Genomic DNA, 26,120 nt, shown 5'->3' on the forward strand with positions numbered 1-26,120 from the left:
TTTCAATTTAATGGAGCATTTATAGGAAAAATAAAAGAGTAATGATTTTCTTGAAGACCGTTTGTGATTTAATTAAGATCAATAATGTGAATACTTCAGAAGTTAGGTATGCCATAGGGTTTAAAACTAAAAGGTCTTTTACTAAAATATTTATAGTGTAATATAATATAAGCCCTCATTAATTTAGTACACAATTTAAATTGTTAGAAAAGAAAAGGCTGTTTAGATTTAAAAAATCTAAACAGCCTAATTAACCAACCAAACTAATTTGTTTAATTTATCTTTTAAATAACTTTTTTAATAAAAAGTAAATTCCAAATTTCTTAAACCCACTATAAATTGGCATAATCCAATTATTTGGTGTTAGATTATTTTGAACTTTATTTCCAGATTGTTTAATCTCTTCCCAGGCAATTTTCCGCTCGAGATTTAATCGTTTAAGTTCAAAGTCTATTTCTTCAAAGGAATTATATGTTCTCATACTTTTATATTAATCAAAAAATGATTTTGAGTATTTACTAATTATGTTTTTATCTATTTTTTTTCTTAGTAAGAAAGCAATAAATGCAAATACTAAAAGTATTAGGCCTACTATTAATATTCCTAATGGAACGTTACCTAAAACTTTCCCTAGGGCTATAGCACCTGCAATGGACAAAAAAATAAGTCCTAAAAAGATGAGTCCTCCTACTAAAGCAATTTTAACCAACATACTTAAAGAAAAAGACAACTGTTGAAATATTTTTAGTTTCAAATATTCTTCCGTTTTCTTTACGTAATTCTCCCCTGACTTTACAGCATTGGTAGTTGATTCATTTATAGATTCAAAAATATTCATTATGCTTTTTGATATTTTTTATTTTGTTTTTTTAGCTCTGCTAATTTCTTTTCCAACGTACTTATTACGTCATCTGTTTTATAACTAACATCAGAAACGATAGATTCCATTTGATCCTCTAATGTTGCTTTTTTGTCCTTGGCAGCATGTACTACTGAATCTTTAATTTCCGTTGCTTTTTCAACAAACGTGTCTTTAGCATCTACAGCTCCATCTGCAATCTTTTTTCTGGTGTTCACGCCCTTATCTGGAGCATAAAGTATACCAATAGCGGCACCTGCAATTGCTCCTGTCAATAATCCTAATAATGTATTTGATGTGTTACTCATTGTTTGTGTTTTTAAAGTTAATAATTTAAAATTGTATTAAATATACTCTGATTTAATTACAACACAAAATTGCACATTAATAAAATGAGAGCTTGACTCAAATAAAAAAAAAATTAACGGATTTGCTAATTTGATCAATTTTAATTGCAACAGTATAGTGGCATAATTAGCATTTAAAAGATAGATGAAAAGAGATTTTACTTTTCCTTTATTCAGGATATTCTATACGTAAATGATAAATATTATTTAATTTCTTTTTGATTACCTTTTTTATAATTTGTATTTCTTTAAAGGTAATATCAGCATTCATAAATTGTCCATTTGCCATTTGACTCGCAACGATTTTCTCTATTAAATCATCAATTAATTGAGCTGTAGGTTCCTTTAAACTTTTAGAAGCAGCTTCAGCGGCGTCACACATCATTAAAATTGCAGTTTCTTTTGAAAAAGGAATTGGTCCGCCATACGAGAAATCTTCTACATTTAAATCCTGTGGATTTTCATTTTCTTGCTGCTTATAAAAATAATACACCAATGAAGTACCATGATGTGTTCTAATAAAATCAATAATCCTATCAGGTAACCTATGTTTTTTAGCTAGTTCTATTCCATCAATAACATGATTAATAATTATTTCAGCACTATCTTTTGGACTTAGTTCATTGTGAGGGTTCACCGTTGTGGTCTGATTCTCTGTAAAATATTTAGGATTCAACATCTTACCAATATCATGATACAGAGCTCCTGTTCTTACCAACATGGCATTGGCTCCAATTTCATTCGCAGATGCTTCAGCTAAATTTGCAACTTGCATGGAGTGTTGAAAAGTACCGGGTGCTTTCTCTGCCAGTTCTCTTAATAATTTAGAATTAGTATTAGACATTTCTAATAACGAAACATCAGAAACCAATCCGAATGTTTTTTCATAAATTAAAATAAGAAATAAAGATAAAAAGGATAAGACACCATTCAAAGCAAACATAATAAAATACTGCCAATTTATTTTTTCCATATTCCCCTCTTGGATTATTGAAAAGGCGAAATAAGCAATCATATACACTAAGGTAATTTGACTTATTGAAATAAATAAATTAGCTCTTCTATGCAGTTCAGAAACGGTTAATATGGTAATAATACCAGCAATAATCTGTAAAAAGATAAATTCGAAGCTGTTCGGTACAATAAATCCAAGTAATAAAACAGTTAAAACATGGGTAAAAAAGCCCAAACGTGCATCAAAAAAGGCTTTGATTATAATAGGCAATATTGGTAAAGGAATCACATACAGATAATCTACTTTATACTTCACTACTAATGTTACCAACAATACCATTAGAAAAATATTGAAAAATATAAAAGTTACTTTTGTATTATTCTCATAAATAAATGGTCTGTACTTTTGTAAAAATAGCAATAGCATTAATAAGTTAAGGGCCACTAACAAAACATAACCAAAAACAATCCAATTATAATTGGATTGATTCCAAACTTGAGATAAGTATTCTTTTTGTAACGAATTTAAAATTCGCAATTTTTCACCTTCAACAACGTCTCCCTTAGAAATAATTCTTTCATTTTCTGTAACTAAGCCTTCGGTATAGGAGATTTTATTCAATTCATCTTGTAATATTTTATCAGTCAACTCTTCATCAAAGAAAATATTAGGTTCTAAGACCTGTTTTAAAAGAGGTATTAAAAAATTTGATAATGATTTATATCTAGAATCATTTATATTATTTTCTAAATATTTATTTACTTCATTAGAAGTTAAAAAACGGTCAAATACTAAATCAGAAATTGTATTCCCTTTCCTTAGAGCGATAAGCTGCTTATCCTCCACTCTATTAACATCACTTTCGTTAATATACCCATATTTATAAATTGCAGAAATTAGGTTATTTGAATACTTAACAATTTTTGGGATATTAAAATCATTCAAGATTGAGTCTTGTGATTTATCAGTAAGATCATTTTCTATTTCTGATTTTACTTTTTCAATAACTCCCTCTTTTGAAGTGAAGTACTGCTTTTTATTTAAAGTAATATTTTTCTTTTCTTCATCAATTTTTTGTTCTGATTTCTGAATCGCAAAATCAAAAGGAGCATATAAGTTTTCGTACTGCCAAGGTTTACCATTATGGAATTCATATTTAAAGTGTCCTCCCTTTGGAAACATGTAGACTATAGCAAAAGCAGTAACAATAAATAGAACGATTTTATATGCTAATGCGTGATTTTGATATAGGGCATTTAAAAAATTTTTGAAGTTGATTTTTTTCATTAGTCTTTCTTATACTAACATATAGCTTAGTGCGTACTGTTAACAATTGTACAAAGTACCGCAATTATTTAATAATAACTGTAAAAATAACTAAATTCGCAGAATCAAACCATTATTGGTGAATTTAGTATAAAATATTTTATGCTTTTTTATAAATAAAGTGGTTCAATTGAAAATTAAAACCAATTTAAAATATGCAAGAAGTTGTAATCGTTTCCGCAGTTAGAACTCCAATTGGGAGTTTTTTAGGTAGTCTATCAAGCATACCAGCTACAAAATTAGGTGCCACTGCTATAAAGGGAGCTCTTGAAAAAATAAATTTGGAACCCAATTTGGTTGATGAAGTTCTTATGGGATCTGTTTTACAGGCTAACTTAGGACAAGCTCCAGCAAAACAAGCCGCTTTATATGCTGGAATACCAGATACAGTACCTTGTACAACAGTAAATAAGGTATGTGCATCAGGTATGAAAGCCATTATGCAGGCAGCTCAAGCTATTCAATTAGGTGATGCAGAAATAGTGGTTGCAGGCGGTATGGAAAACATGTCAATGGTACCTCACTATCTTAATGGACGAGTTGGAAAAAAAATGGGACCTATAAACATGGAGGATGGACTATTAAAGGATGGACTCACGAATGTATATGACGGTAAACACATGGGGACATGTGGTGATTTATGTGCTATCGAATACAAATTCTCCAGAGAAGATCAAGATAATTTTGCAATAACTTCTTACAAGAGATCTGCTAAAGCATGGCAAGAAGGTAAATTTAATAATGAGGTTATTCCTGTTGAAGTACCTCAGCGTAAAGGCGACCCAATTATTATTACAGAAGATGAAGAGTATAAGAATGTGATGATGGATAAAATTCCTAATCTAAGACCTGTTTTTAATAAAGAGGGTACAGTTACAGCAGCAAATGCTTCTACATTAAATGATGGTGCGGCTGCCCTTGTATTAATGAGTAGGATAAAAGCAGCTGAGTTAAATTTAACTCCACTGGCAACTCTAAAAGGATATGCAGATGCTTCTGTAGAACCTGAATGGTTTACTATTGCTCCAGCTAAGGCTCTACCTAAAGCAATTTCAAAAGCAAATGTTACTATAGATGCAATTGATTATTTTGAATTTAATGAAGCATTTTCTGTGGTTGGTTTAGCCAATACAAAAATTCTAGATTTAGATCCTGAAAAGGTTAATGTAAATGGTGGTGCTGTATCTTTAGGGCATCCACTTGGCTGTTCTGGAGCTAGAATTATAGTTACACTCATAAATGTACTAAAACAAAATAACGGTAAATTAGGAGCAGCGGCTATCTGTAATGGTGGCGGTGGTGCTAGTGCTATCGTAATCGAAAACAACTAAGCATTTCTTAATGAAGTACGGTATTTGTAACTTAAGTACGATTCCCTTGCGTATGATTGCTGATCATACCAGTGAAATGATTTCTCAAATTCTTTTTGGAGATCATTATAAAGTCTTACAAGAAAATAAGGAATGGGTTAAAATTCGGTTAGAATTTGATCACTGTGAAGGTTGGATTGAAAGCATTCAACACACAGAAGTTTCTGAAGACTACTATGATGATTTAAACAATTCGGAGACTATAGTTACAAATGAATTAGTTGATTTTATTGAAGATGAAAAGCATCGGTTATCCTCGGTTCTTTTAGGATCCAGATTACCATTTTATGCAGAACAATCTTTTAACTTATTGGATGAAGCATTTATTTTTGAAGGTAATATTACATCACAAAAACGATCTAAAGCATCCATTATAAATTCCGCGTTCTTATACATAAATACACCATTTTTATGGGGTGGAAGAACATCATTTGGTATTGATAGCTCAGGTTTTACCCAAATGGTATATAGATTAAATGGATATTCACTATTAAGAAAAGCATCTGAACAAGCAACACAAGGTGAAGTATTAAGTTTTATTGAGGAGTCAGAACCTGGAGATTTAGCTTTTTTTGATGACAGTGAAGGTGAAATAATTCATGTTGGAATTATCTTGGCCAACCATCATATAATCCATTGCAGTGGAAAAGTTAGAATTGACCAACTTGACCATAGTGGTATTTACAATAGTGACCTTAAAAAACATACTCATAAGCTAAGAGTTATTAAAAAAATATTTTAAAAAATTTAACTTCATTCCAATTAGATAGAATGGAAAGATCAAAAGCCCTAGGCTTAAATTTTAAACAAAAAAAATGCCCTCTATTTATAGAAGGCATTTTTTTATTTTAATAATTAACTAATTATTTAGAAGCATCCCAAAGGGCTTTCATTTCTTTGTACTTGTCATCCATTTCAAGATTCTCATACATACTCATCAATGTTCTTACAACATCCATATTGTCTTTTTTAACTTCACGAGCCTTTTCAAAATATGGTAAAGCTACTTTATACAAATCTAATTGCTTAGCTTTAATCTCATCATATTTTTTAAAGTTGCTTAAGTTTTTATTCATTTCTTCAACCAACTCTTTATCTTTCTCTAAAACTAATGCCCCCATATTCAAATAAGCATCACCATAATTAGGATCTAACTCAATAGCTTTTTCATAATTAGCTTTAGCTTCTTCTAAACGACCTTGTTCTTGGTTAATCACACCAACGTTAAAGTGTAAGCTTGGATTATTAGGATCTTTTTTAATAGCTTCTTTCATTAAAGCTGCAAACTCATCCTTATTACCTAACTTCAATTGAATATTAGCTTCTGTAAAAATTAAATCAGAATCATCTGGGTTTGCTTTTCTAGCTTCTTTTACCGCAGCAATTGCATTTTTAGTTTCTCCTTTTTCAACCAAAATCAACGCTATATTTTTGATAATGTCTGCTCTTTTAGATTTTGAAGTTTCTGATTTCGCATCTGTATACTTACCCGTTTTAACCATTAAATCCATTTGTGCTTTAGAAGCAAAATTTTCAGTCTCTTTAGATTCAGTATTTAATGCAGAAAACGTTGTTGCGATACCTGTATAACCCAACTCTTTTAACATATTGAAATGTGTAAGTGAAGTGTCAAAATCTTTATCTAAATACGCTGCAGTTGCGGCATACTCTAAAAAGACAGTATCTTTTTTACTTAAATTATAAGTTTGCAAAAGTGTTTTCTTAGCTGTTGCATAATCCTTATCTTGATATTCTTTAATACCTTTATTAGATACATCTGCAACTAAACTATTTAATAACGGTTGAGCTTCAGCCGTATATTTTGCTTTTCCAGACTTTTTTTCAAAATCAATTAATTCTGTAAAAGTCTGAGCTGCTACGTCATAAGCATCCGCAGCCAAAGCAGGCTGCTTCTTACCTATTTCATAATAAGCTTTCGCTTTTAAGAAATAAAACTTCGCTTTTAATTTAGCATCAGCATTAGCAATTAATCCTTCTGCTTGATCTATAGAAGCTTTAGCTTTAGCTAAATCTTCACCTTTCAGTGCTTTATCCGCAGCCTTTAACTCATCTTTCTGTGCGAAAATTGACATACTAATAGATAGTGCCAACATCGATAATACTACTTTTTTCATTTTTGTTTAAAATTTAGTGTTCATTTTTGTTTGTTATTCTTCTTGATCACTTACTTGATCGGTTTGGTTATTTTCAATATCCGTGCCAAGTTCTTGATCATCATCTTCATCCTCTTCCTCACGAACCACTTTAGCCACAGCTGCAATAGAATCATCACCTTTGATATTAATCAACTTAACGCCTTGTGTTGCTCTACCCATAACACGCAAATCAGCTACCGCCATTCTAATCGTAATTCCCGATTTATTGATAATCATAAGATCATCCTCATCAGTTACGTTTTTAATAGCTACTAATTTACCTGTTTTTTCGGTAACGTTTATCGTTTTCACACCTTTACCACCTCTATTAGTGATTCTATAATCATCTAAACTTGAACGTTTACCATATCCTTTTTCAGAAACTACAAGTACATCGCTTTCCATGTCATTTAATGAAATCATTCCAATTACTTCATCTTGATCATCTTTTAAACGAATACCTCTAACACCCGAAGCATTTCTACCCATTGGTCTAGATTTACTTTCTTCGAAACGGATAGCTTTACCAGATTTTATGGCAATCATTATCTGACTATTACCATCAGTTAATTTAGCTTCTAACAACTCATCTCCTTCTTTTATAGTAATAGCATTAATACCATTAGATCTAGGTCTTGAATATTGCTCTAAAGAAGTTTTCTTAGTTTGTCCATTTTTAGTAACCATTATAATATAGTTGCTATTTACGTACTCTTCATCTTTAAGATCTTGAGTACAAATAAATGCACTTACATTATCATCTGGATCAATATTTACTAAATTTTGAATAGCTCTACCTTTCGAGGTTTTACTACCTTCAGGTATTTCATAGACTCGCATCCAGAATACTTTACCTTTTTGAGTAAAGAACATCATATATTGATGATTTGTAGCAACAAACAAATGCTCTAAGAAATCTTCATTTCTAGTAGCAACTCCTTTTTGACCACGTCCACCTCTATTTTGAACTTTATACTCTTCTAAATTCGTACGTTTTACATAACCCGCATTAGAAATAGTTACAACAACCTGAGAATCAGGAATCATATCTTCAATACTTACATCACCTCCAGCATATTCAATTACTGAACGACGCTCATCACCATATTTATCTCTAATTTCGATTAACTCATCTTTAATAATGGTCATTCTTCTAGACTCACTAGCTAAAATATCTTTTAAGTCTATAATTAATTTCATAATATCCTCATACTCACCTCTTAACTTATCTTGCTCTAAACCAGTAAGCTGACGCAATCTCATCTCAACAATTGCTTTAGCCTGAATTTCAGAGAGTTCGAAACGTTCAATTAAGTTATTTCTTGCCTCATCTGCATTCTTAGAAGCTCTAATAATTTTAATAACTTCATCAATATTATCAGAAGCAATTATTAACCCTTCTAAAATATGAGCACGAGCTTCAGCCTTATTTAATTCATACTTGGTTCTACGCGTTACAACATCATGTCTATGGTTTACAAAATGTCTAATCAAATCTTTAAGATTCAACATTTCTGGTCGCCCATTAACCAATGCTATATTATTTACACTAAATGAAGTTTGTAAAGCTGTATATTTATACAATTTGTTTAAAACAATATTTGGTATTGCATCTCTTTTTAAGACATATACTAAACGTCGCCCTTTTCTACTCGTTTCATCACGAACAGAAGCAATACCCTCTATTTTCTTATCATTAACCAAGTCAGCCGTTTTCTTCATTAAATCGGCTCCATTCACTTGATATGGCAATTCAGTAACGATAATACACTCTCTACCGTTAACTTCTTCAAATACTGTTTTTGCACGCATTACAATACGTCCTCTACCTGTATGAAAGGCATCTTTAACACCATCATAACCATAAATTGTTCCTCCTGTAGGAAAATCAGGTGCTTTGATGTGTTGCATTAACCCATCAACATCGATATCATTATCTTCTATATACGCAACAGTACCATTAATAACTTCAGTTAAGTTATGTGGAGCCATGTTAGTGGCCATACCTACAGCAATACCAGACGCTCCATTTACCAATAAACTAGGTATACGCGTTGGTAACACCGTTGGTTCTTGTAAAGTATCATCAAAATTCAAACGATGATCTACGGTATCTTTTTCAATATCAGCGAGCATATCTTCTGATATTTTTTGCATTCTAACCTCCGTATAACGCATGGCAGCAGGACTATCACCATCGGCAGAACCGAAGTTACCCTGACCGTCAACCATTTGATAACGCATACTCCAATCTTGAGCCATACGCACCATAGCATCATAAACGGATGTATCACCATGTGGATGGTACTTACCTAATACTTCACCCACTACTCTGGCAGATTTTTTATGAGCTCCTGTTGCTTTAATCCCTAATTCGTGCATCCCAAACAAAACCCTTCTGTGTACTGGTTTTAAACCATCACGAACATCTGGTAAAGCCCTAGACACAATCACTGACATTGAATAATCAATGTAAGATGACTTCATTTCATCCTCAATGTTAATAGGAATTAATTTTTCGCCTTCTTCCATAAAACTTATCTATTTTTTGTATTAAATTTAAGAGAGCAATATACAACAAATCTGTTTTTTTTAAGTTATATAAAAATGTATTTATTATCATTATTTATTAACAATTAGCACCAGTAAACATACTGTTTTTCATAAATTTACTGACAACCTAAAAGTTCGGTACAACTTTTGCAATTATTATTAAAAAAAATCTAGTAATTTTACCCTATAAATTTTATAAAATGGACGATAATTTTTCACCTAAAGTAAAAGATGTAATAGCGTATAGCAAAGAAGAGGCATTACGACTAGGTCATGATTTTATTGGTACGGAACATTTAATGCTGGGCTTATTACGTAAAGCTAATGGTGATGCAATTGATATTTTAAATGCATTGGATGTTGACTTAGCGATGCTACGTAAGAAAATCGAGAGTTTGAGTCCTGCCAATACTGACAATGCGGCAGGTAATGATAAAAAAAGTTTACATCTCACAAAACAAGCAGAAAAAGCATTAAAAACAACTTTTTTAGAAGCTAAATTGTTTAAGAGTAATGCAGTAAGTACAGCTCATTTGTTGTTATGTGTTTTACGTAACGAGAATGATCCTACCACAAAATTGTTAAATAAATTTGATATTGATTACAACGAAGTAAAAGTGTTGTTTTCTCAATTATTTACTGACGAAGTAGACATTATACAAACCCCAACCGCCGAAAGCGATAAGGGTGACGAATTTGAGGAACCTAAACAAAATCCTTTTGGGAGTTCTGGTGCTAAACCATCAAAAGCAAATACAAAGTCAAAAACTCCTGTATTAGATAACTTTGGTCGTGACCTTACTGCGATGGCAGAAGAAGGTAAATTAGACCCTGTTGTTGGTCGTAAAAAGGAAATTGAACGTATTTCACAGATACTGAGTCGTAGAAAAAAGAACAATCCAATTCTAATTGGTGAACCTGGTGTTGGTAAATCTGCCATAGCTGAAGGTTTAGCTTTACGTATAATACAACGAAAAGTATCACGTATTCTTTTTAACAAACGTATTGTTTCATTAGATTTAGCAAGCTTGGTTGCAGGCACAAAATACCGTGGTCAATTTGAAGAACGGATGAAAGCTCTAATGAATGAATTAGAGAAAAATGATGACATTATTTTGTTTATTGACGAAATTCATACTATTGTTGGTGCTGGTGGAGCTACAGGTTCTTTAGATGCATCTAATATGTTTAAACCAGCGTTAGCGAGAGGCGAAATTCAATGTATTGGAGCCACTACCCTAGATGAGTTTAGACAAAATATTGAAAAAGATGGAGCCTTAGAGCGACGTTTTCAAAAGGTAATGGTTGAACCAACTTCTGTTGATGAAACTATTCAAATTTTAAATAATATTAAGGATAAATACGAAAATCACCATAATGTAGTCTATACCGATGAAGCTATTGAGGCTTGTGTAAAATTGACTAATAGATATATGACCGATAGATTTTTGCCAGATAAAGCTATTGATGCATTGGATGAAGCAGGATCTAGAATTCATATTACCAACATTGTTGTACCTAAACAAGTACTTGAACTTGAAACACAACTAGAAGATGTTAGAGAACTGAAGAACAACGTTGTAAAAAGTCAAAAATATGAAGAAGCAGCACGTTTACGTGATGATGAAAAACGTATTGAAAAAGAATTAGAAATTGCTCAAAAAGAATGGGAAGAACAATCAAAGTTAAATAAAGAAACCGTAACTGAAGATAATGTTGCTGAAGTAGTTTCTATGATGACTGGTATTCCTGTAAACAGAATAGCCGAAGCAGAGAGTTCAAGACTTGCAGACTTACCTAATATGATAAAAGGTAAAGTAATTGGTCAAGATGAAGCGGTAGGTAAAGTTGTAAAAGCCATTCAAAGAAACAGAGTTGGACTAAAAGACCCAAACAAACCAATTGGTTCATTTATATTCTTAGGACAAACTGGTGTTGGTAAAACACAGTTAGCAAAAGTATTGGCAAGAGAGTTATTTGACTCTCCAGATGCTTTAGTCCGCATTGACATGAGTGAATACATGGAGAAGTTTGCAATATCTCGATTAATTGGAGCACCTCCAGGATACGTAGGTTACGAAGAAGGTGGACAATTGACCGAAAAAATAAGACGCAAGCCTTATGCTGTAGTTCTCTTGGATGAGATTGAAAAAGCCCATCCAGATGTATTTAACATGTTGTTGCAAATATTAGACGACGGTTTTATTACCGATAGTTTAGGAAGAAAAATTGATTTTAGACATACTATAATAATCATGACTTCTAATATTGGAGCTAGACAGTTAAAAGATTTTGGTACAGGTGTTGGTTTTGGTACGGCTTCTAAAAAAGAACAAGCGGATTCTGATGCCAAAAGTGTAATTGAAAATGCATTGAAGAAAAGTTTTGCTCCTGAATTTTTAAATCGTATTGATGATGTTATTGTATTTAATGCTTTAGAAAAAGAAGACATACATGCCATAATTGATATTGAATTAGCTAAATTATTAGACCGTATTGATGGTTTAGGTTATAAACTTATGTTAAGCGAAAAAGCGAAAGATTATATCGCTGACAAAGGTTTTGATCGACAATATGGTGCAAGACCTTTAAAACGAGCTATTCAGAAGTATATTGAAGATGCTCTAGCAGAAGAAATTGTCAACGCTAAACTGAAAGAAAATGATACCATTTTCATGGATTTAGACGAAGACAAACAAGAACTGACTATTAAAATTAAAAAAGCAAAAAAGTCAGTTGAAGAAAATAAAGAAGAGTAAAAATCATTAATATATTTATTAAAAAAAGTTGCCAATCGGCAACTTTTTTTTGTTATACTTCGTATTAATAGCATTACTTTTTTCAAATTAATTATCTTTAAAACAAAATATAAACAAAACGTAATTAGTATTAACGAGCACTTATAGAGCAGATATGAAATTATTTCCAACCATAGAAGAAGTATTTACAGACCCAAAAGAGCATTACAAGTACTTGTTCTTTCCATTATTAACTATTGATTTGAACGAACATAACCTTGGCGAAGGATTGGTGCACTTTGTTTCTGTTTGGGGAAATGGTGACCCTGATGATGATTTAGACCCCGGTGTTTTCGATTATAATTATATAAAATTTGTCCGTGACGGTAATAAATATGTTTTTAATGGCAAACTTGATGGTATAGAAACGTTTAAAAAAGTGGAAAAATGGTACAACGAAGCCGATAAAGAATATCGTAAAAATAAAACAAGCTTTTTAAAACAACAGCAACGGAATGAAGTTAATGAAAGTGATTTAAACAAAAGTCTTGAAAAAAGAAACACCAACGATTTTGACTATTATCATTATGCAAAAGGACTTTTTAACTATTGGATAACACGCGATAAATACTTAGAAACTGGAAAATTTATTCAAGGTGGATTCTATTCAGATGCTAATAGTGGTCACGAAAGAGAGATCTTTGAAAAAATTGGTGGAAAAATTAACTATGATGACTTTGAATATTTCATAGAACTTTTAGAAAACAATAACGAAACTAAGGAAACTAAACAATTTATTGGTTCTGTAATAGGCTACAATTATATCAGTTTTGGAGAAGATCGTATTCACCTCTTTTTAGATAACGATAAAAATGAAGTGCTTTTGTATGCAGATTGGAGTTAAATAGCTAATCAAAACTAGTGTTACTATTATTTATGTTTTCTCTATATTTATAAAAAATAAAAACAACTTAACTGACCATAAACTTCACTTTAAAAACACCATTCAAATTTTAAGTATATGAAAGACACAAGTCATCATGATGAACGCATTGCCAAAATGATATTTGGATCCGTATACCCTCATTATCTTTCAAAAGTTGAGAAAAAAGGCAGAACAAAAGAAGAATTACATTACATAATTGAATGGTTAACTGGCTTTAATAGTATAAAATTAGAAGAACTCATTGAAAGTAAAATGACTTTTGAATTATTTTTCGAAAAAGCAACATTAAACCCTAATGCTCATTTAATCACTGGTGTTATCTGTGGCTATCGCGTAGAAGAAATCAAAAATCCATTGACCCAACAAGTCCGGTATTTAGACAAATTAGTAGATGAGTTGGCTAAAGGTCGTAAACTAGACAAAATAACAAGAAATTCATAATTCAGTACCCAGTATGACATTTAGTATAAAAAGAGCCAACGAAACGTAAACCTTATAACTGAGAATAAACTAGAAACTTTTAAACATGAGAATTAAAACAATATCAATAGTACTTTTAAGCTCTATTTTACTTTTTAATTGCAATTCAAAAACCACGGACAAACAAGATAATTCTGAAACAATTATTGTTGTTACGAATGCAACCCCTGCCCTTGGTGAGCCAAGTGTTACTCCTATAAATCACAACGTTACTGATACCACTAATTATCTTGCTGATTGTCTTTATGAAACTTTAATTAATGGAGAGCGTTCGTTTAAGGATATTGAAAAATCACTTTTAGATCAGAACATTCTTAAAAACACAACCCCAAAAGGGTATAAAGATTTTTTTATAACCTATGTGATACCAGAGCAATTTGGTCGTTTTAACAATATGAACACCTACAAAGTTGATAAACAATTCTTTCAAAACAAATTAAAAATAGCTACTATTTTAAGAGCTCAATTTAAATCTCCTGAACAAAATACTGAAGATACAAATGCTTGTCCCAACAACCAGTTTAAAAAGAAAGGATTTGAAAATAGCTCTGTTAAGGCTTTACTTGACGAAAGTAATGAAATTACAGATCAATTGGTCGCTGGCACATTAGATTCAAAGTACAAAACTGAAACGTACAACATGTTAAACAAACATTTTTCAGTTGAATTATTCAAAAATATCGATAGCCGAGTGATAAGTTACGTCCAATTAAATGATATTTTAAAAGAATATGGTGAGGATCAAATGGATGATGATTATACACGAACTTTAGATTTGTTAGAGGATTATAAAAAAAATGGAGGTAAAGAAATAGCAACTGACTCATCTACAAAACAAAAAGCTACAAAAGGAAGTGAAAATCAACCAGAAATAATATTAATGACTACAGAAGAAACTGAAAAATCAATTAAAAATGGAGCTGTTATAAAAAGCACTGACCCCGACAATAATTAATAAAAAAAATTAACCAATCTAATATACAAAAATTTAACAATAAGCTTGTTAAGTGTATCCATCTAAATAAGATAATTAATTTAGTATTGTTATTTTACGATTTAAAAACTTTAGATTATTGAGCCTGATGTCTTGCAATTACTCCCATAAACCGACTCCCATATTTATCTGTTTTCACTTTTCCTGCCCCCTGAATTTGTTTAAAATCTGCTTTTGATTTAGGAAGCTTTTTTTCCATATCTTTCAAACTTGCATCACTAAAGATGATGTAAGCAGGAACCTTTTCTTCCTTTGCAATAACCAATCGAAGTTCTCGTAGTTTCTGAAATAAATTAGATGGAGCTTTTGATGTAATCACCTTCTCCTCTATTTTATCCTCAAGCTTAGGCAAAATAGCTAATTGCACTTTTTTATCTTTAAATAAAACCTTCTTTGCTAAAGGTGTTAATACGAGACGTCCATTTTCGTGAAAACGGATTTCTAAAATACCTTGATTAATCATCTGTATTACATATTGCTGCAGGTCAACCCAAGAAGTATCCTTGACTGTTCCGTACGTTTTAATATTCTGATACCCTTTTTCTAATACTTGTGCATTTTGAGCACCACGTAACACATCAATTACCATTCCCGTAGCTTCTTGTTCCTCCAAACGGGTTACTGCAGAGCATACTTTTTTAGTTAAAATAGTACCATCAAAATAATTAGGCGGTGATGTACAAATATCACAATTTCCACAATTTTCAGTAAAGTGTTCTCCAAAATAATTAAGTAAAGCAATTCTTCTACAACTTAAAGCTTCTGCAAACTGTTGCATTCTTTCAAGTTTGGCAATTTGATATTCTTCATTAGAACTGCCTTTAGCAAATTTCCTAAGCATTACCACATCAGCATAACTATAGAACAACAAATTATCCGCTGGGAGCCCATCTCTACCACCACGACCAATTTCTTGATAATAGCCTTCAATATTTTTTGGCATATTATAATGGATGACCCAACGCACATTACTTTTGTCAATTCCCATACCAAATGCAATAGTTGCTGCAATTATTGGCGTTCTGTCATTTATAAAATCCTCTTGAATACTACTACGCTCGTCAGCTGACAGACCTGCGTGATAGGCTTTCGCCTTAAATCCAGTACTATTTAGCTTAGACGCTAATTTTTCTGTACTTTTTCTACTTAAACAATAAATGATACCACTTTCATCAGGACGTGAATCTAAATATTTTAAAATTTGATCTATTCTATTATTCCCAGGACGGACTTCCAAATACAAATTTTTTCTATCGAAAGAAGATAAATGCACTTCAGCTTCTGGTATATTTAATTGTGTAACAATATCTTGTTGCGTTGCACTATCTGCCGTAGCCGTAAATGCGGCGATTGAGGTATTAGGAAATTGTTTTTTTAAATGTCCTAATTTCGTATAGGCAGGTCTAAAATCGTGCCCCCAAGAAGAAATACAATGAGCTTCATCTACAGCAATAAGACTAATTTTTATTGATTCAAAATGGGGTATCAAGTTTTGTAAACTTTCCGGAGCCACATATAATAATTTTAACTCACCAGCTTGCAAGTTTTTAAGTGTCTCATTTTGTATGTAAGATTCTTGACTGCTATTATAATACGAAGCTGATATTCCATTTGCTAATAAGGAATCTACTTGATCTTTCATGAGAGCAATTAGAGGAGAGATTACAATGGTTGTACCTGAAAGTGCTAATGCAGGTAATTGAAAACAAATTGATTTTCCACCACCAGTGGGCATAATGGTCATTACATCTTTTCCAGATAAAATATCATTGATAATACTTTCTTGCTGTGGTCTGAAACTGCTGTACCCAAAATGAGTTTTTAAAAGGTTTAAAGTCGTTTTTGAGGTTATCATTATCGTTTTATGCTATATAATGTTTAATGGGTCTATCCAATTTCTGTTACCTATTTACCATAAACACTTACACAACGCTTATATGTGGTAATAATAAAATTTTGGGATTTTTTTCTGGATTCAAAGGTACTAATTTCAGAGTTGTTTCCTAAGTTTCATGTCAATTGTACCTTACTTATACTGCGTTAAAAATATTTGTATTGCCAAAACAACAGTTAAGTTGCTCCTCCACAGAGCTTACTGATCTTTTTAAAATTATCGAAATATATTTTTTTCGATTTCAGCTATGCAAACATAGAGCTACTTAAGAATAGAATTCGGTTGACAACTAATTACTTTCGTTTATTGTAGAATGTACTCATTTATTCATAGTCACAAATACATGTATTAATTTACGGACAGAAACAGTACTTAGACATTTTAAAACAATCATGGGTTAATCTGATTAAAATGCTAATGCGATTTTACATTTGAATTGAAATTCCAAAACAATATATTTGCTCAGAATTTTACTCAAACAATTGTGCAAAAATATTTTCAACACTTTTCTACTCCTGTAAACGAATTTGAACTTCCTCGTAAGTTTACCTTTCCATTTTATTACGAACCTCATCCATTATGTAAATTAGCGGCAAACGAGGTGCAAAATTATTTAAAAACACAAACGGATTTTCAACATAATTTTGGATTGGATACTTCTAAAGAAGGGCTGGCAATAGGAAAAATGTTTGGGGTGATGGTGGTACAAAATCAACAAAACGAAATAGGCTATATCTCAGCGGTTTCAGGTACGTTGGCAGAAAAAAATAGCCATAAGAAATTTGTTCCACCTGTTTATGATATGCTCACTGAAGATTCCTATTTTCTGCAAGAAAAAAAGGCGTTAAACATCATCAGTATAGCTTTAGAAAAATCATTAAACAATACTGAATATTTAGATTTATTAATTCAGTATAAATTTGAAAATAAAAAAGCGGCTATTGACATTAGAGAAAAAAAAGAAGCCTTAAAGGCGGCTAAAAAAAATAGAGACTTACGGAGAAGAAAAGCAAAAACCGAATTAACAACAGAAGCTTATACTTCATTTGAGGAAACATTAAGCAAAGAGAGTTTAGAATCTAAATATTTTTTCAATAATGTAAATCGCTATTGGACACATACCTTAGAACCTATCAAAGAAAAACTCTCTGTTTTCACTAGTGAAATAGCTCAATTAAAAGAACAACGTAAAGCCAAATCAATAGCATTGCAACAGTACTTATCTGAACAGTATCACTTTTTAAATTCAAAAAAGGAAGTTAAAAATTTATCCGATTTATTTGCGGATACGTCTGTTGAAAATTTACCAGCTGGCTCTGGAGAATGTGCTGCACCTAAATTACTACAATTTGCTTTTTTAAACAATTTAAAACCTATTGCAATGGCTGAATTTTGGTGGGGACAATCACCAAATAAAGAGATAAGAAAACATCAACAATTTTATCCCGCTTGTCAAGGAAAATGCAAACCTATTTTAACACATATGTTATCGGGTATTGATATGGATACAAATCCTTTATTACAAAACCCTGCTATTGGTAAAGAACTCGAAACTATATTTGAAGATGAAGAGCTCATTGTTGTTTACAAACCTGCTGAATTTTTATCGGTACCTGGAATCCACATTAAAGATTCTGTATATAGCCGCGTTAAGCAACAAATAAAAAATATTTCTGGACCAATTATAGTGCATCGATTAGATATGTCTACTTCAGGCTTATTGGTACTTGCAAAGAATAAAAAAGCACACAAATATTTACAAAGTCAGTTCATTAACAAAACGGTACACAAACGTTATACAGCAATGTTAGATGGTATTATAAAGGATAATAAAGGAACAATAAAATTACCTCTTCGAGTTGATTTAGATGACAGACCAAGACAATTAGTCTGTTTTGAACACGGGAAACCAGCAGAAACAAATTGGGAGGTTATTGAACGGAATAATGGTAAAACAAAAATACACTTCTACCCTATTTCCGGACGTACACATCAATTGCGGGTACATGCTTCTCATTCATTAGGACTAAATACTCCTATAGTTGGTGATGATTTATATGGAAAAAAATCTAATCGATTGTATTTGCATGCTGATACCTTAGAGTTTTTACATCCTATAACTAAGCAAAAAATGATATTTCATAAAAAGGCTGAGTTTTAATGCAATAAAATACACTTATCTTTATACTTTAAAATATCAAATATGGTATATAAATTACCAACCTAATCCCGATACTTCGGGGAATTTTAATGTATAGCCACATTTCAAAATTAGAAACATAAAAATATCAGAATGAGTATCGAGAAATCATATAATAGTTGGGCAAATCAATATGATACAAATAAAAATCGGACACGAGATTTAGATCAAACTTCTACCATTGAAACTTTAAGCAAATACAAATTTGAATATGTATTAGAGTTAGGTTGCGGAACGGGAAAAAATACAAATTGGTTATTAAAAAAAGCAAAACAAATAATTGGACTTGATTTTTCGCAAGAAATGTTGGCTAAAGCAAAAGAAAAAATAATTAGTGAAAAAGTGATTTTCAAAAAAGCCGATTTAACTAAAATTTGGGAAATTGAAAATAACTGTGTAGATCTTATAACCAGCAGTTTAACACTTGAACATATAAAAGACTTAGATCATGTTTTTAGTGAAGCCAATAAGAAATTAAAGAAAAATGGATTGTTTTTTATTAGTGAATTACATCCCTTTAAACAGTACTCAGGTAGTAAAGCACGATATGAAACTGAAAGTGGGACTCAGGAATTAGAAGTATATATTCATCACATTTCAGAATATATTGAGAACGCCAATAGCAATGGATTAAAATTAGTGGAAATAAAAGAATGGTTTGATAAAAAAAATGAGAGCGAACTTCCTAGATTGATTTCCTTTATATTTAAAAAATAAACACTCATACATAGCTATTACTAATTAAAATTATTAACCTAATTAAAACCTGCCATTTAATGCTTTTAAAAATTTGTTAAATTCAATAAAAAAGCGTAATTTAAGACACTAAAACCTTAAATTTAAACATCTTATGAATTAAGGTTTAAAATTAACAATTATTTATAGATTAAGTAATTAACTATTATTTACAAGAGTTATAACTCATTTCAATGCTTCCTGTTTTTTCAGTAATTGATTTTATGGTATCTCTTTTTTAACTGTAAATGCATCCTCTGTTTAGTAAAATGAGAAAGATCAACTAAACTGGTTACGCTCTCATGAGTTGCTTGACATGTTTTGCATATTCGTAGTCTATATAGATTGAGATTTCTATAAATTATACTTATAGTTAAATAGAATATAGAAATTAATGATTGATAATTACAACTAAGAATTAGACTAGTTTTGGTACAGAAAAAATTAAATCTTTATATCTTTTAATATGGAAAATAATAAATCAGGTAATGAAAGTAAGTGCCCAGTAAATCATGGACAAGTCAGAGGTGCTGTTCTTTCTGATGTTAACAATTCTTCAGGAACAGGTAAGTGCCCAGTAATGCACGGAGGAAATACTACTACAAAAGAATCAGTTATGGATTGGTGGCCTAATGCACTGAATCTTGACATTTTACATCAACATGATACTAAAACAAATCCTTTAGGTCATGATTTTAATTATCATGAGGAATTAAAGAAATTAGATATAGAGGCATTATATAAAGATATACACGCTTTAATGACTGACAGTCAAGAATGGTGGCCAGCAGACTGGGGTCATTACGGAGGTTTATTCATACGGCTGTCTTGGCACTCGGCTGGATCGTACCGTATTTCTGATGGTCGTGGTGGTGGTGGCTCAGGTAATCAGCGTTTTGCACCGTTAAATTCTTGGCCTGACAATGTTAGTTTAGATAAAGCAAGGAGATTATTATGGCCAATCAAGAAAAAATATGGGAATAAAGTAAGTTGGGCCGATTTAATTGTTTTAGCAGGTACTATTGCTTATGCAGATATGGGCTTAAAAACATTTGGCTTTGCTTTTGGACGAGAAGATATTTGGCATCCTGAAACAGATACCTATTGGGGAGCAGAAAAAGAATGGTTGGCACCAAGTGACGAACGTTATGATAATGTAGATAGACCTTCAACTATGGAAAACCCTTTAGCTGCAGTACAAATGGGGCTAATTTACGTGAACCCGGAAGGAGTGAACGGAAAACCAGATCCATTAAAAACAGCGGCTCAAGTACGTGAAACTTTTGCACGTATGGCCATGAATGATGAAGAAACGGTGGCTTTAACTGCTGGCGGACATACAGTAGGAAAAACACATGGTAATGGCGATGCTAGTATTTTGGGACCAGAACCTGAAGCTGCAAATATAGAAGAACAAGGTATGGGTTGGCACAATCCTAATAAATCAGGAAAAGGTCGTTATACGGTAACAAGTGGTTTGGAAGGAGCATGGACCACACACCCTACAAAATGGGATGGTGGTTTTTTTGAAATGTTATTTAAACATGAATGGGAGTCCGTTAAAAGTCCCGCTGGTGCTTGGCAATGGGAACCTGTATCTATTAAAGAGGAAGACAGACCTTTAGATGTTGAAGATTCAAGTATTCGACATAACCCAATGATGACTGATGCTGACATGGCTATGAAGGTAGATCCTATTTATAAAGAGATCTCATTAAAATTCATGAACGATCAACACTATTTTTCAGATACTTTTGCTCGTGCTTGGTTCAAATTAACACATAGAGATATGGGACCAAAAGCAAGATACTTTGGTACTGATGTACCAAAAGAAGATTTAATTTGGCAAGATCCAATTCCTAAAGGAACTACTAATTATGATATAACTGCGATAAAGAATAAAATTAGTTCATCCCATTTATCTATTTCAGAAATGGTTTCTACCGCTTGGGACAGTGCTCGTACCTTCCGAGGTTCAGATATCCGTGGTGGAGCCAACGGTGCTCGTATTCGTTTAGCTCCTCAAAAAGATTGGGAAGGAAATGAACCAAATCGTTTAGCTCATGTTTTATCTGTTCTAGAGCCTATTGCTGTTGAATCTGGTATTAGTATCGCTGATACTATTGTTTTAGCCGGTAATATTGGCATAGAACAGGCCGCTAAAGCCGCTGGTTTTGATATTACTGTTCCTTTTTCACCTGGTCGTGGAGACGCTTCTGATGCTATGACAGACGTTGAATCTTTTGAACCTTTAGAGCCTTTAGCTGATGGTTATAGAAACTATAGCAAAAAAGACTATGTTGTAAGTCCAGAAGAATTAATGCTAGACAGAACGCAACTAATGGGACTAACTGCACCAGAAATGACAGTACTTGTTGGTGGTATGAGAATGTTAGGTACAAATTATGGCAATACGAAACATGGAGTTTTCACTGATACCGTAGGTAAACTAACGAATGACTTTTTTGTGAATTTAACGGACATGGCTAATACATGGAAACCATCAGAAAAAGGACTTTATAATATATGCGACCGCAAAACAGGAGCCGTAAAATGGACGGCCACGCGAATGGATTTAGTATTTGGTTCTAATTCAATTTTAAGATCCTATTCTGAAGTTTATGCACAAAACGATAACAAAGAAAAATTTGTAACTGATTTTGTAAATGCATGGGTAAAAGTTATGAATGCAGACCGGTTCGATTTAAAACAATAAAAACGACAGCCATCAGTTTATATTAGCTGAGATTATATTCTTTAACAATAGTATAGTCCACTAAGGATTAGTAGTAAACTAATGTTTTCTACTTATTAGTGGGCTTTTATTATTGCACGGAATAATGATTACTAATACTACTTAATTTATAAATTAATTAGTAAAGCAATGAATACATAAAAAACGATAATGTCATCAAAATTTGTTGCATAATATAATATTCATATGAAATTCAAATTGTTTTTATCAATTGTTTTAATTACATCTTCTCTTTTGTCTCAAGAAACGGTAGTCTCAAAAATAAGATTATTACCTAATGAGAACTATTCAATAGAAAAAATTATTAAAATAAATACGACAATAGAGCCTACTTTAAATAAAAAGCAACTAAATAATGCTAAAGAAAAGAAAATAGACCCTAAAGTAACTAACAAAAGAAGAACACTATCAAAAATTAAATTGACAACAAACGAAATCGATGCTGATGGAAAAATCAGTTCCAAGATGCAATTTAGCTTTAACACTTCTAGTTCATTAGTTATTAATGGGGAAACGAAGCATAAAGTTGGCCCTACATATTCAGACACAAAGTTCTTAAAGGAATATAACTATAATTTAAAGTCAAAATTTGAACCCATTGAGTTACCAGAAGGTCAACTTAAAATTGGAGATACATTTGAAACCATCTCAAATGAAAGATTACAGATTGAAGGATATAGAGAACTGTTTTTTATCAAAAGAAAAACATCTTTTACCGTAACTCATATTAATAAAAGCAGAATGACTTTGAGTTTTATTCATGATTTTTATTTGGACGATAAATCAACTAATGAATCTGAATTAACCATAATCAAAAGTAATGGTAAAGGAGTAGCTGAATATAATTGTAAAAAAAGTTATTTAACAATTTTCAATTCTAAATTTGAAGTAAAATATAGCTTTAAATCTAATGAATTAGGAATAATAATAATCGCTACTATTCAATCAGACATTAAACAGACTATAAGTACAGAATAATCATTTAGTTACAACTGAATATTCTACTTACTTATAATTATTGGCTGTTTGAAATTAGACAGACCAATTGAACCTTATCAAACTGATATTTTTTTGGACCTCTAACCGAATAACTCTTTACTATCGACATTTAAATTCTGAATAAAAGCAATACTTTTTGCTATAAAATCACGTAACACACAATCTTCTTTTATAAAATGTACATCCATTCGATACATACTTAAAAACGATTCTAAAAATTCAGAAGTTTTTAAGGGCCTTCTAAATTCCATAGCTTGTGATGCATTTAATAATTCAATCGCCAATATCGTTTCCAAATTATCAACTATTCTTTTGCTTTTTGTAGCAGCATTAGCCCCCATACTCACATGGTCTTCTTGCCCGTTACTAGAAACTATTGAATCTACTGAAGCTGGTGTTGCCAATTGTTTGTTCTGGCTTACGATACTCGCTGCGGTATATTGCGGAATCATAAGTCCTGAATTTAATCCGGGATTGGACACTAAAAATGCAGGTAAACCACGTAAACCCGATACTAGTTGAAAAGTTCTACGTTCCGAAATATTCCCCAATTCTGAAAGAGCAATACCCAGAAAATCTAATCCCAGTGCCAATGGTTGCCCATGAAAATTACCTCCAGAAATTATAGCATCTGAGGCTACAAAAATATTAGGATTATCAGTAACTGAATTAATCTCTGTCTCTATCGTCTTTTTTACAAAATTTAAGGTGTCTTTACTAGCTCCATGCACCTGTGGCATACATCGAAATGAATACGGATCTTGAACATGTTTTTTCTTTTGATTTATAATTTCACTGTCTTCTAAAAATTCCTTTATTTTTTCTGCCGTTTTCAATTGACCATTATGTGGTCTTATGATATGAATTAAAGTATTGAAAGGTTCTATTCTACCATCAAAAGCATCTAACGATAGGGCTCCAATAACGTCTGCCAAATAAGACAGTTTATAACTTTTTAGTAATATGGAAACTCCGTAAGCACTCATAAACTGCGTACCATTGAGTAATGCCAACCCTTCTTTTGATTGTAAATCTATAGTATTCCATCCAAATTTTTGTAAGATTTCTTTCCCTGTAAATATTTTACCCTTATAGGTTACCTCTCCCTTACCTATTAAAGGTAAAGCCATGTGAGCCAATGGAGCCAAATCGCCTGACGCCCCTAAAGAACCCTGCGTGTAAATTACTGGAAGTATGTCATTATTATAAAAATCAATTAACCTGTTTACAGTTGCCAATTGAACACCTGAATAGCCATAGCTTAACGATTGAATTTTTAAAAACAACATTAATTTTACGATAGATTTAGGCACCTTTTCACCCGTTCCACAAGCATGTGACATCACTAAATTCTCTTGAAGAATTGTTAAGTTTTTTTTAGAAATCTTCACATTATACAAGGCTCCAAATCCAGTATTAATACCATAAATAGGATTTTTATTTTTGGCTAATTTTTCATCTAAATACAATCTACATTTGTTAATTTTTTCCACAGAATCATCTGATAAAACTAACTTCATATTAGAATTTATAATCTTATCGATTATTGATAAATTTAAGTACTTACTGCTTATGCTGTGGGTTTCTGTCATTTTATTAATTGATTACTCAAAAGTAAAGAAATAAACGACACTAATTTAGATTATTCTAATTACTAAAAATTGATTGTCTTAACTAAATTTTAAGGTTTAATTGTATGGAAAATAGTATTTTCGCGACTTAAATGCAAAAAAACAGATAAAATGAACAAAATAGCAACGGTATTGGTATTATTAATCGTTATGGTTTCTTGTAAAAAAGAAGAAATGGTATCTAAAGATTATGCCAAATTATCAGGAAAAGTAACAAATGTACAAGACTCTTTAATCACTATTAGTAGCAGAAACTACGCTAAGAGTATTAAAGTGAGTGATGATGGTACTTTTTCTGACACATTAAAAGTAAGTGAAGATTTTTTTATGTTAGTTCATGGTACTGCTCGCACAATTATTAGCATAAAAAATGGGGATAATTTAAACTTAAACTTTGACTCTGAAGATCTTCTAAATACAGCTGAATTTTCAGGTCAAGGTGCCGGAACTAATAAATATATGGCTTCTAAAATGAAGTTGGAAGATGAATACAGTTTAAGTAACCCTTCAAGCTTTTTTGAATTAGATAAATCTCTATTCGACAAAAAAGTAAGTGCTTTATCTACGAAGATGGAAACCCTTTTAAATAATGCTTCAGATTTAGACTCTACTTTTACTGCTCAAGAAACAGAAGGCAATAAGCGTTTTATGGAATACTTAAGTTCCAACTATGACGCTCAACATGTTATTTTTGCACCAATTGCAAAAGGTAAACCTTCACCAACTTTTAGTTACCCTGATACAAACGGAAAATTAGTAGCTCTAGAAGATTTTAAAGGTAAATACGTATATGTTGATGTATGGGCAACTTGGTGTGGACCTTGTATTCAAGAAATACCTTCTTTAAAAACACTACATAGCGATTTTGAAAATAAAAATTTAGCCATTATTAGTATGTCGATAGATAAAATGGCAGATCAAGAGAAGTGGAAAAAAATGGTAGCTGATAAAAGCCTTACAGGAACACAAATTATGGCTGATAAAGAGTGGGAATCAGAATTTGTTAAAGGTTATGGTATTACAGGTATTCCAAGATTTATTCTTATTGGACCTGATGGTAATATTGTAGATAACAATGCTCCAAGACCATCTGACCCAGCTTTAAGAACTTTATTTGCTGAATTAGAAATATAAGCACTTAAAAATATAGAATTCAAAAACCTCAAAGTAAATTGCTTTGAG

General features: G+C 31.7%; 19 protein-coding genes. 11 read left to right on the forward strand and 8 right to left on the reverse strand.

The genetic code is table 11. The features are described 5' to 3' along the window. Positions 1 to 277: 277 nt before the first annotated feature. The 4 genes from JBL43_RS00330 to JBL43_RS00345 form a co-directional block, all read right to left on the reverse strand. The gene (locus JBL43_RS00330; RefSeq protein ID WP_198839514.1) at positions 278 to 481 is read right to left on the reverse strand and encodes a hypothetical protein; all 204 of its coding nucleotides are present in this window, start codon (positions 479 to 481) and stop codon (positions 278 to 280) included. A 9-nt stretch (positions 482 to 490) separates the two neighbouring features. Next, the gene (locus JBL43_RS00335) at positions 491 to 838 is read right to left on the reverse strand and encodes a phage holin family protein (RefSeq protein WP_198839515.1); all 348 of its coding nucleotides are present in this window, start codon (positions 836 to 838) and stop codon (positions 491 to 493) included. After that, positions 838 to 1,167: a YtxH domain-containing protein gene (locus JBL43_RS00340; RefSeq protein ID WP_198839516.1), complete on the reverse strand. Its 330-nt coding sequence runs from the start codon at positions 1,165 to 1,167 to the stop codon at positions 838 to 840. The genes JBL43_RS00335 and JBL43_RS00340 overlap by 1 nt, the downstream gene beginning before the upstream one ends. Before the next feature lie 208 nt (positions 1,168 to 1,375). Then, positions 1,376 to 3,448, reverse strand: a complete 2,073-nt coding sequence (locus JBL43_RS00345) for an HD family phosphohydrolase (protein WP_198839517.1) — start codon at positions 3,446 to 3,448, stop codon at positions 1,376 to 1,378. Between the two features lie 194 nt (positions 3,449 to 3,642). On the opposite strand from JBL43_RS00345, the gene JBL43_RS00350 reads away from it, so the two are divergent. Together JBL43_RS00350 and JBL43_RS00355 are read left to right on the forward strand one after the other, a co-directional pair. Next, entirely contained in the window at positions 3,643 to 4,818 is a 1,176-nt protein-coding gene (locus JBL43_RS00350) for an acetyl-CoA C-acyltransferase (RefSeq protein ID WP_198839518.1), read from the forward strand. A gap of 10 nt (positions 4,819 to 4,828) precedes the next feature. After that, on the forward strand, positions 4,829 to 5,599 hold the full coding sequence (locus tag JBL43_RS00355) for a C40 family peptidase (protein WP_198839519.1): 771 nt from the start codon (positions 4,829 to 4,831) through the stop codon (positions 5,597 to 5,599). Positions 5,600 to 5,720: 121 nt separating this feature from the next. Here the strand turns inward: JBL43_RS00355 and JBL43_RS00360 are convergent, their stop codons facing one another. Both JBL43_RS00360 and gyrA read right to left on the reverse strand, forming a co-directional pair. Beyond that, positions 5,721 to 6,992, reverse strand: a complete 1,272-nt coding sequence (locus JBL43_RS00360; RefSeq protein WP_198839520.1) for a tetratricopeptide repeat protein — start codon at positions 6,990 to 6,992, stop codon at positions 5,721 to 5,723. 33 nt (positions 6,993 to 7,025) lie between these two features. Further along, positions 7,026 to 9,545, reverse strand: coding sequence for a DNA gyrase subunit A (gene gyrA, locus JBL43_RS00365; protein ID WP_198839521.1), 2,520 nt, complete (start codon positions 9,543 to 9,545; stop codon positions 7,026 to 7,028). Between the two features lie 221 nt (positions 9,546 to 9,766). Between gyrA and JBL43_RS00370 the strand changes: the two genes are divergently transcribed. The 4 genes from JBL43_RS00370 to JBL43_RS00385 all read left to right on the forward strand — a co-directional run bounded on the left by JBL43_RS00370 (position 9,767) and on the right by JBL43_RS00385 (position 14,685). Beyond that, a complete protein-coding gene (locus JBL43_RS00370) occupies positions 9,767 to 12,325 on the forward strand; it encodes an ATP-dependent Clp protease ATP-binding subunit (RefSeq protein WP_138950050.1) in 2,559 nt (852 codons plus the stop codon). 154 nt (positions 12,326 to 12,479) lie between these two features. Next, positions 12,480 to 13,208: a hypothetical protein gene (locus JBL43_RS00375; RefSeq protein WP_198839522.1), complete on the forward strand. Its 729-nt coding sequence runs from the start codon at positions 12,480 to 12,482 to the stop codon at positions 13,206 to 13,208. 117 nt (positions 13,209 to 13,325) lie between these two features. After that, on the forward strand, positions 13,326 to 13,691 hold the full coding sequence (locus JBL43_RS00380; RefSeq protein WP_198839523.1) for a DUF2200 domain-containing protein: 366 nt from the start codon (positions 13,326 to 13,328) through the stop codon (positions 13,689 to 13,691). A gap of 85 nt (positions 13,692 to 13,776) precedes the next feature. Continuing rightward, on the forward strand, positions 13,777 to 14,685 hold the full coding sequence (locus JBL43_RS00385; protein WP_198839524.1) for a hypothetical protein: 909 nt from the start codon (positions 13,777 to 13,779) through the stop codon (positions 14,683 to 14,685). Between the two features lie 115 nt (positions 14,686 to 14,800). Here the strand turns inward: JBL43_RS00385 and recQ are convergent, their stop codons facing one another. Beyond that, positions 14,801 to 16,579, reverse strand: coding sequence for a DNA helicase RecQ (recQ, locus tag JBL43_RS00390; RefSeq protein ID WP_198839525.1), 1,779 nt, complete (start codon positions 16,577 to 16,579; stop codon positions 14,801 to 14,803). A gap of 523 nt (positions 16,580 to 17,102) precedes the next feature. Between recQ and JBL43_RS00395 the strand changes: the two genes are divergently transcribed. The 4 genes from JBL43_RS00395 (at position 17,103) to JBL43_RS00410 (ending at position 23,286) form a co-directional block, all read left to right on the forward strand. Beyond that, positions 17,103 to 18,779, forward strand: a complete 1,677-nt coding sequence (locus tag JBL43_RS00395) for an RluA family pseudouridine synthase (protein WP_317193426.1) — start codon at positions 17,103 to 17,105, stop codon at positions 18,777 to 18,779. 132 nt (positions 18,780 to 18,911) lie between these two features. Then, a complete protein-coding gene (locus JBL43_RS00400) occupies positions 18,912 to 19,535 on the forward strand; it encodes a class I SAM-dependent methyltransferase (protein WP_198839526.1) in 624 nt (207 codons plus the stop codon). A gap of 484 nt (positions 19,536 to 20,019) precedes the next feature. Next, entirely contained in the window at positions 20,020 to 22,269 is a 2,250-nt protein-coding gene (katG, locus tag JBL43_RS00405; RefSeq protein ID WP_198839527.1) for a catalase/peroxidase HPI, read from the forward strand. 225 nt (positions 22,270 to 22,494) lie between these two features. Continuing rightward, positions 22,495 to 23,286, forward strand: a complete 792-nt coding sequence (locus tag JBL43_RS00410; protein WP_198839528.1) for a hypothetical protein — start codon at positions 22,495 to 22,497, stop codon at positions 23,284 to 23,286. Positions 23,287 to 23,387: 101 nt separating this feature from the next. Here the strand turns inward: JBL43_RS00410 and hutH are convergent, their stop codons facing one another. Further along, entirely contained in the window at positions 23,388 to 24,899 is a 1,512-nt protein-coding gene (hutH, locus tag JBL43_RS00415) for a histidine ammonia-lyase (RefSeq protein WP_198839529.1), read from the reverse strand. Between the two features lie 150 nt (positions 24,900 to 25,049). Between hutH and JBL43_RS00420 the strand changes: the two genes are divergently transcribed. Further along, positions 25,050 to 26,072 (forward strand): TlpA family protein disulfide reductase, encoded by a 1,023-nt coding sequence (locus JBL43_RS00420; RefSeq protein ID WP_198839530.1) that lies wholly within the window; start codon positions 25,050 to 25,052, stop codon positions 26,070 to 26,072. Positions 26,073 to 26,120 lie beyond the last annotated feature (48 nt).

This window comes from Aureibaculum flavum (assembly GCF_016406085.1).
In the GTDB taxonomy this organism is placed as follows: domain Bacteria; phylum Bacteroidota; class Bacteroidia; order Flavobacteriales; family Flavobacteriaceae; genus Aureibaculum; species Aureibaculum flavum.

Excerpts from the sequence above, each read along its gene's own strand:
- JBL43_RS00330 (WP_198839514.1), bottom strand. The coding sequence starts at position 481 with ATGAGAACATATAATTCCTTTGAAGAAATAGACTTTGAACTTAAACGA.
- JBL43_RS00335 (WP_198839515.1), bottom strand. The coding sequence starts at position 838 with ATGAATATTTTTGAATCTATAAATGAATCAACTACCAATGCTGTAAAG.
- JBL43_RS00340 (WP_198839516.1), bottom strand. The coding sequence starts at position 1,167 with ATGAGTAACACATCAAATACATTATTAGGATTATTGACAGGAGCAATT.
- JBL43_RS00345 (WP_198839517.1), bottom strand. The coding sequence starts at position 3,448 with ATGAAAAAAATCAACTTCAAAAATTTTTTAAATGCCCTATATCAAAAT.
- JBL43_RS00350 (WP_198839518.1), top strand. The coding sequence starts at position 3,643 with ATGCAAGAAGTTGTAATCGTTTCCGCAGTTAGAACTCCAATTGGGAGT.
- JBL43_RS00355 (WP_198839519.1), top strand. The coding sequence starts at position 4,829 with ATGAAGTACGGTATTTGTAACTTAAGTACGATTCCCTTGCGTATGATT.
- JBL43_RS00360 (WP_198839520.1), bottom strand. The coding sequence starts at position 6,992 with ATGAAAAAAGTAGTATTATCGATGTTGGCACTATCTATTAGTATGTCA.
- gyrA (WP_198839521.1), bottom strand. The coding sequence starts at position 9,545 with ATGGAAGAAGGCGAAAAATTAATTCCTATTAACATTGAGGATGAAATG.
- JBL43_RS00370 (WP_138950050.1), top strand. The coding sequence starts at position 9,767 with ATGGACGATAATTTTTCACCTAAAGTAAAAGATGTAATAGCGTATAGC.
- JBL43_RS00375 (WP_198839522.1), top strand. The coding sequence starts at position 12,480 with ATGAAATTATTTCCAACCATAGAAGAAGTATTTACAGACCCAAAAGAG.
- JBL43_RS00380 (WP_198839523.1), top strand. The coding sequence starts at position 13,326 with ATGAAAGACACAAGTCATCATGATGAACGCATTGCCAAAATGATATTT.
- JBL43_RS00385 (WP_198839524.1), top strand. The coding sequence starts at position 13,777 with ATGAGAATTAAAACAATATCAATAGTACTTTTAAGCTCTATTTTACTT.
- recQ (WP_198839525.1), bottom strand. The coding sequence starts at position 16,579 with ATGATAACCTCAAAAACGACTTTAAACCTTTTAAAAACTCATTTTGGG.
- JBL43_RS00400 (WP_198839526.1), top strand. The coding sequence starts at position 18,912 with ATGAGTATCGAGAAATCATATAATAGTTGGGCAAATCAATATGATACA.
- katG (WP_198839527.1), top strand. The coding sequence starts at position 20,020 with ATGGAAAATAATAAATCAGGTAATGAAAGTAAGTGCCCAGTAAATCAT.
- JBL43_RS00410 (WP_198839528.1), top strand. The coding sequence starts at position 22,495 with ATGAAATTCAAATTGTTTTTATCAATTGTTTTAATTACATCTTCTCTT.
- hutH (WP_198839529.1), bottom strand. The coding sequence starts at position 24,899 with ATGACAGAAACCCACAGCATAAGCAGTAAGTACTTAAATTTATCAATA.
- JBL43_RS00420 (WP_198839530.1), top strand. The coding sequence starts at position 25,050 with ATGAACAAAATAGCAACGGTATTGGTATTATTAATCGTTATGGTTTCT.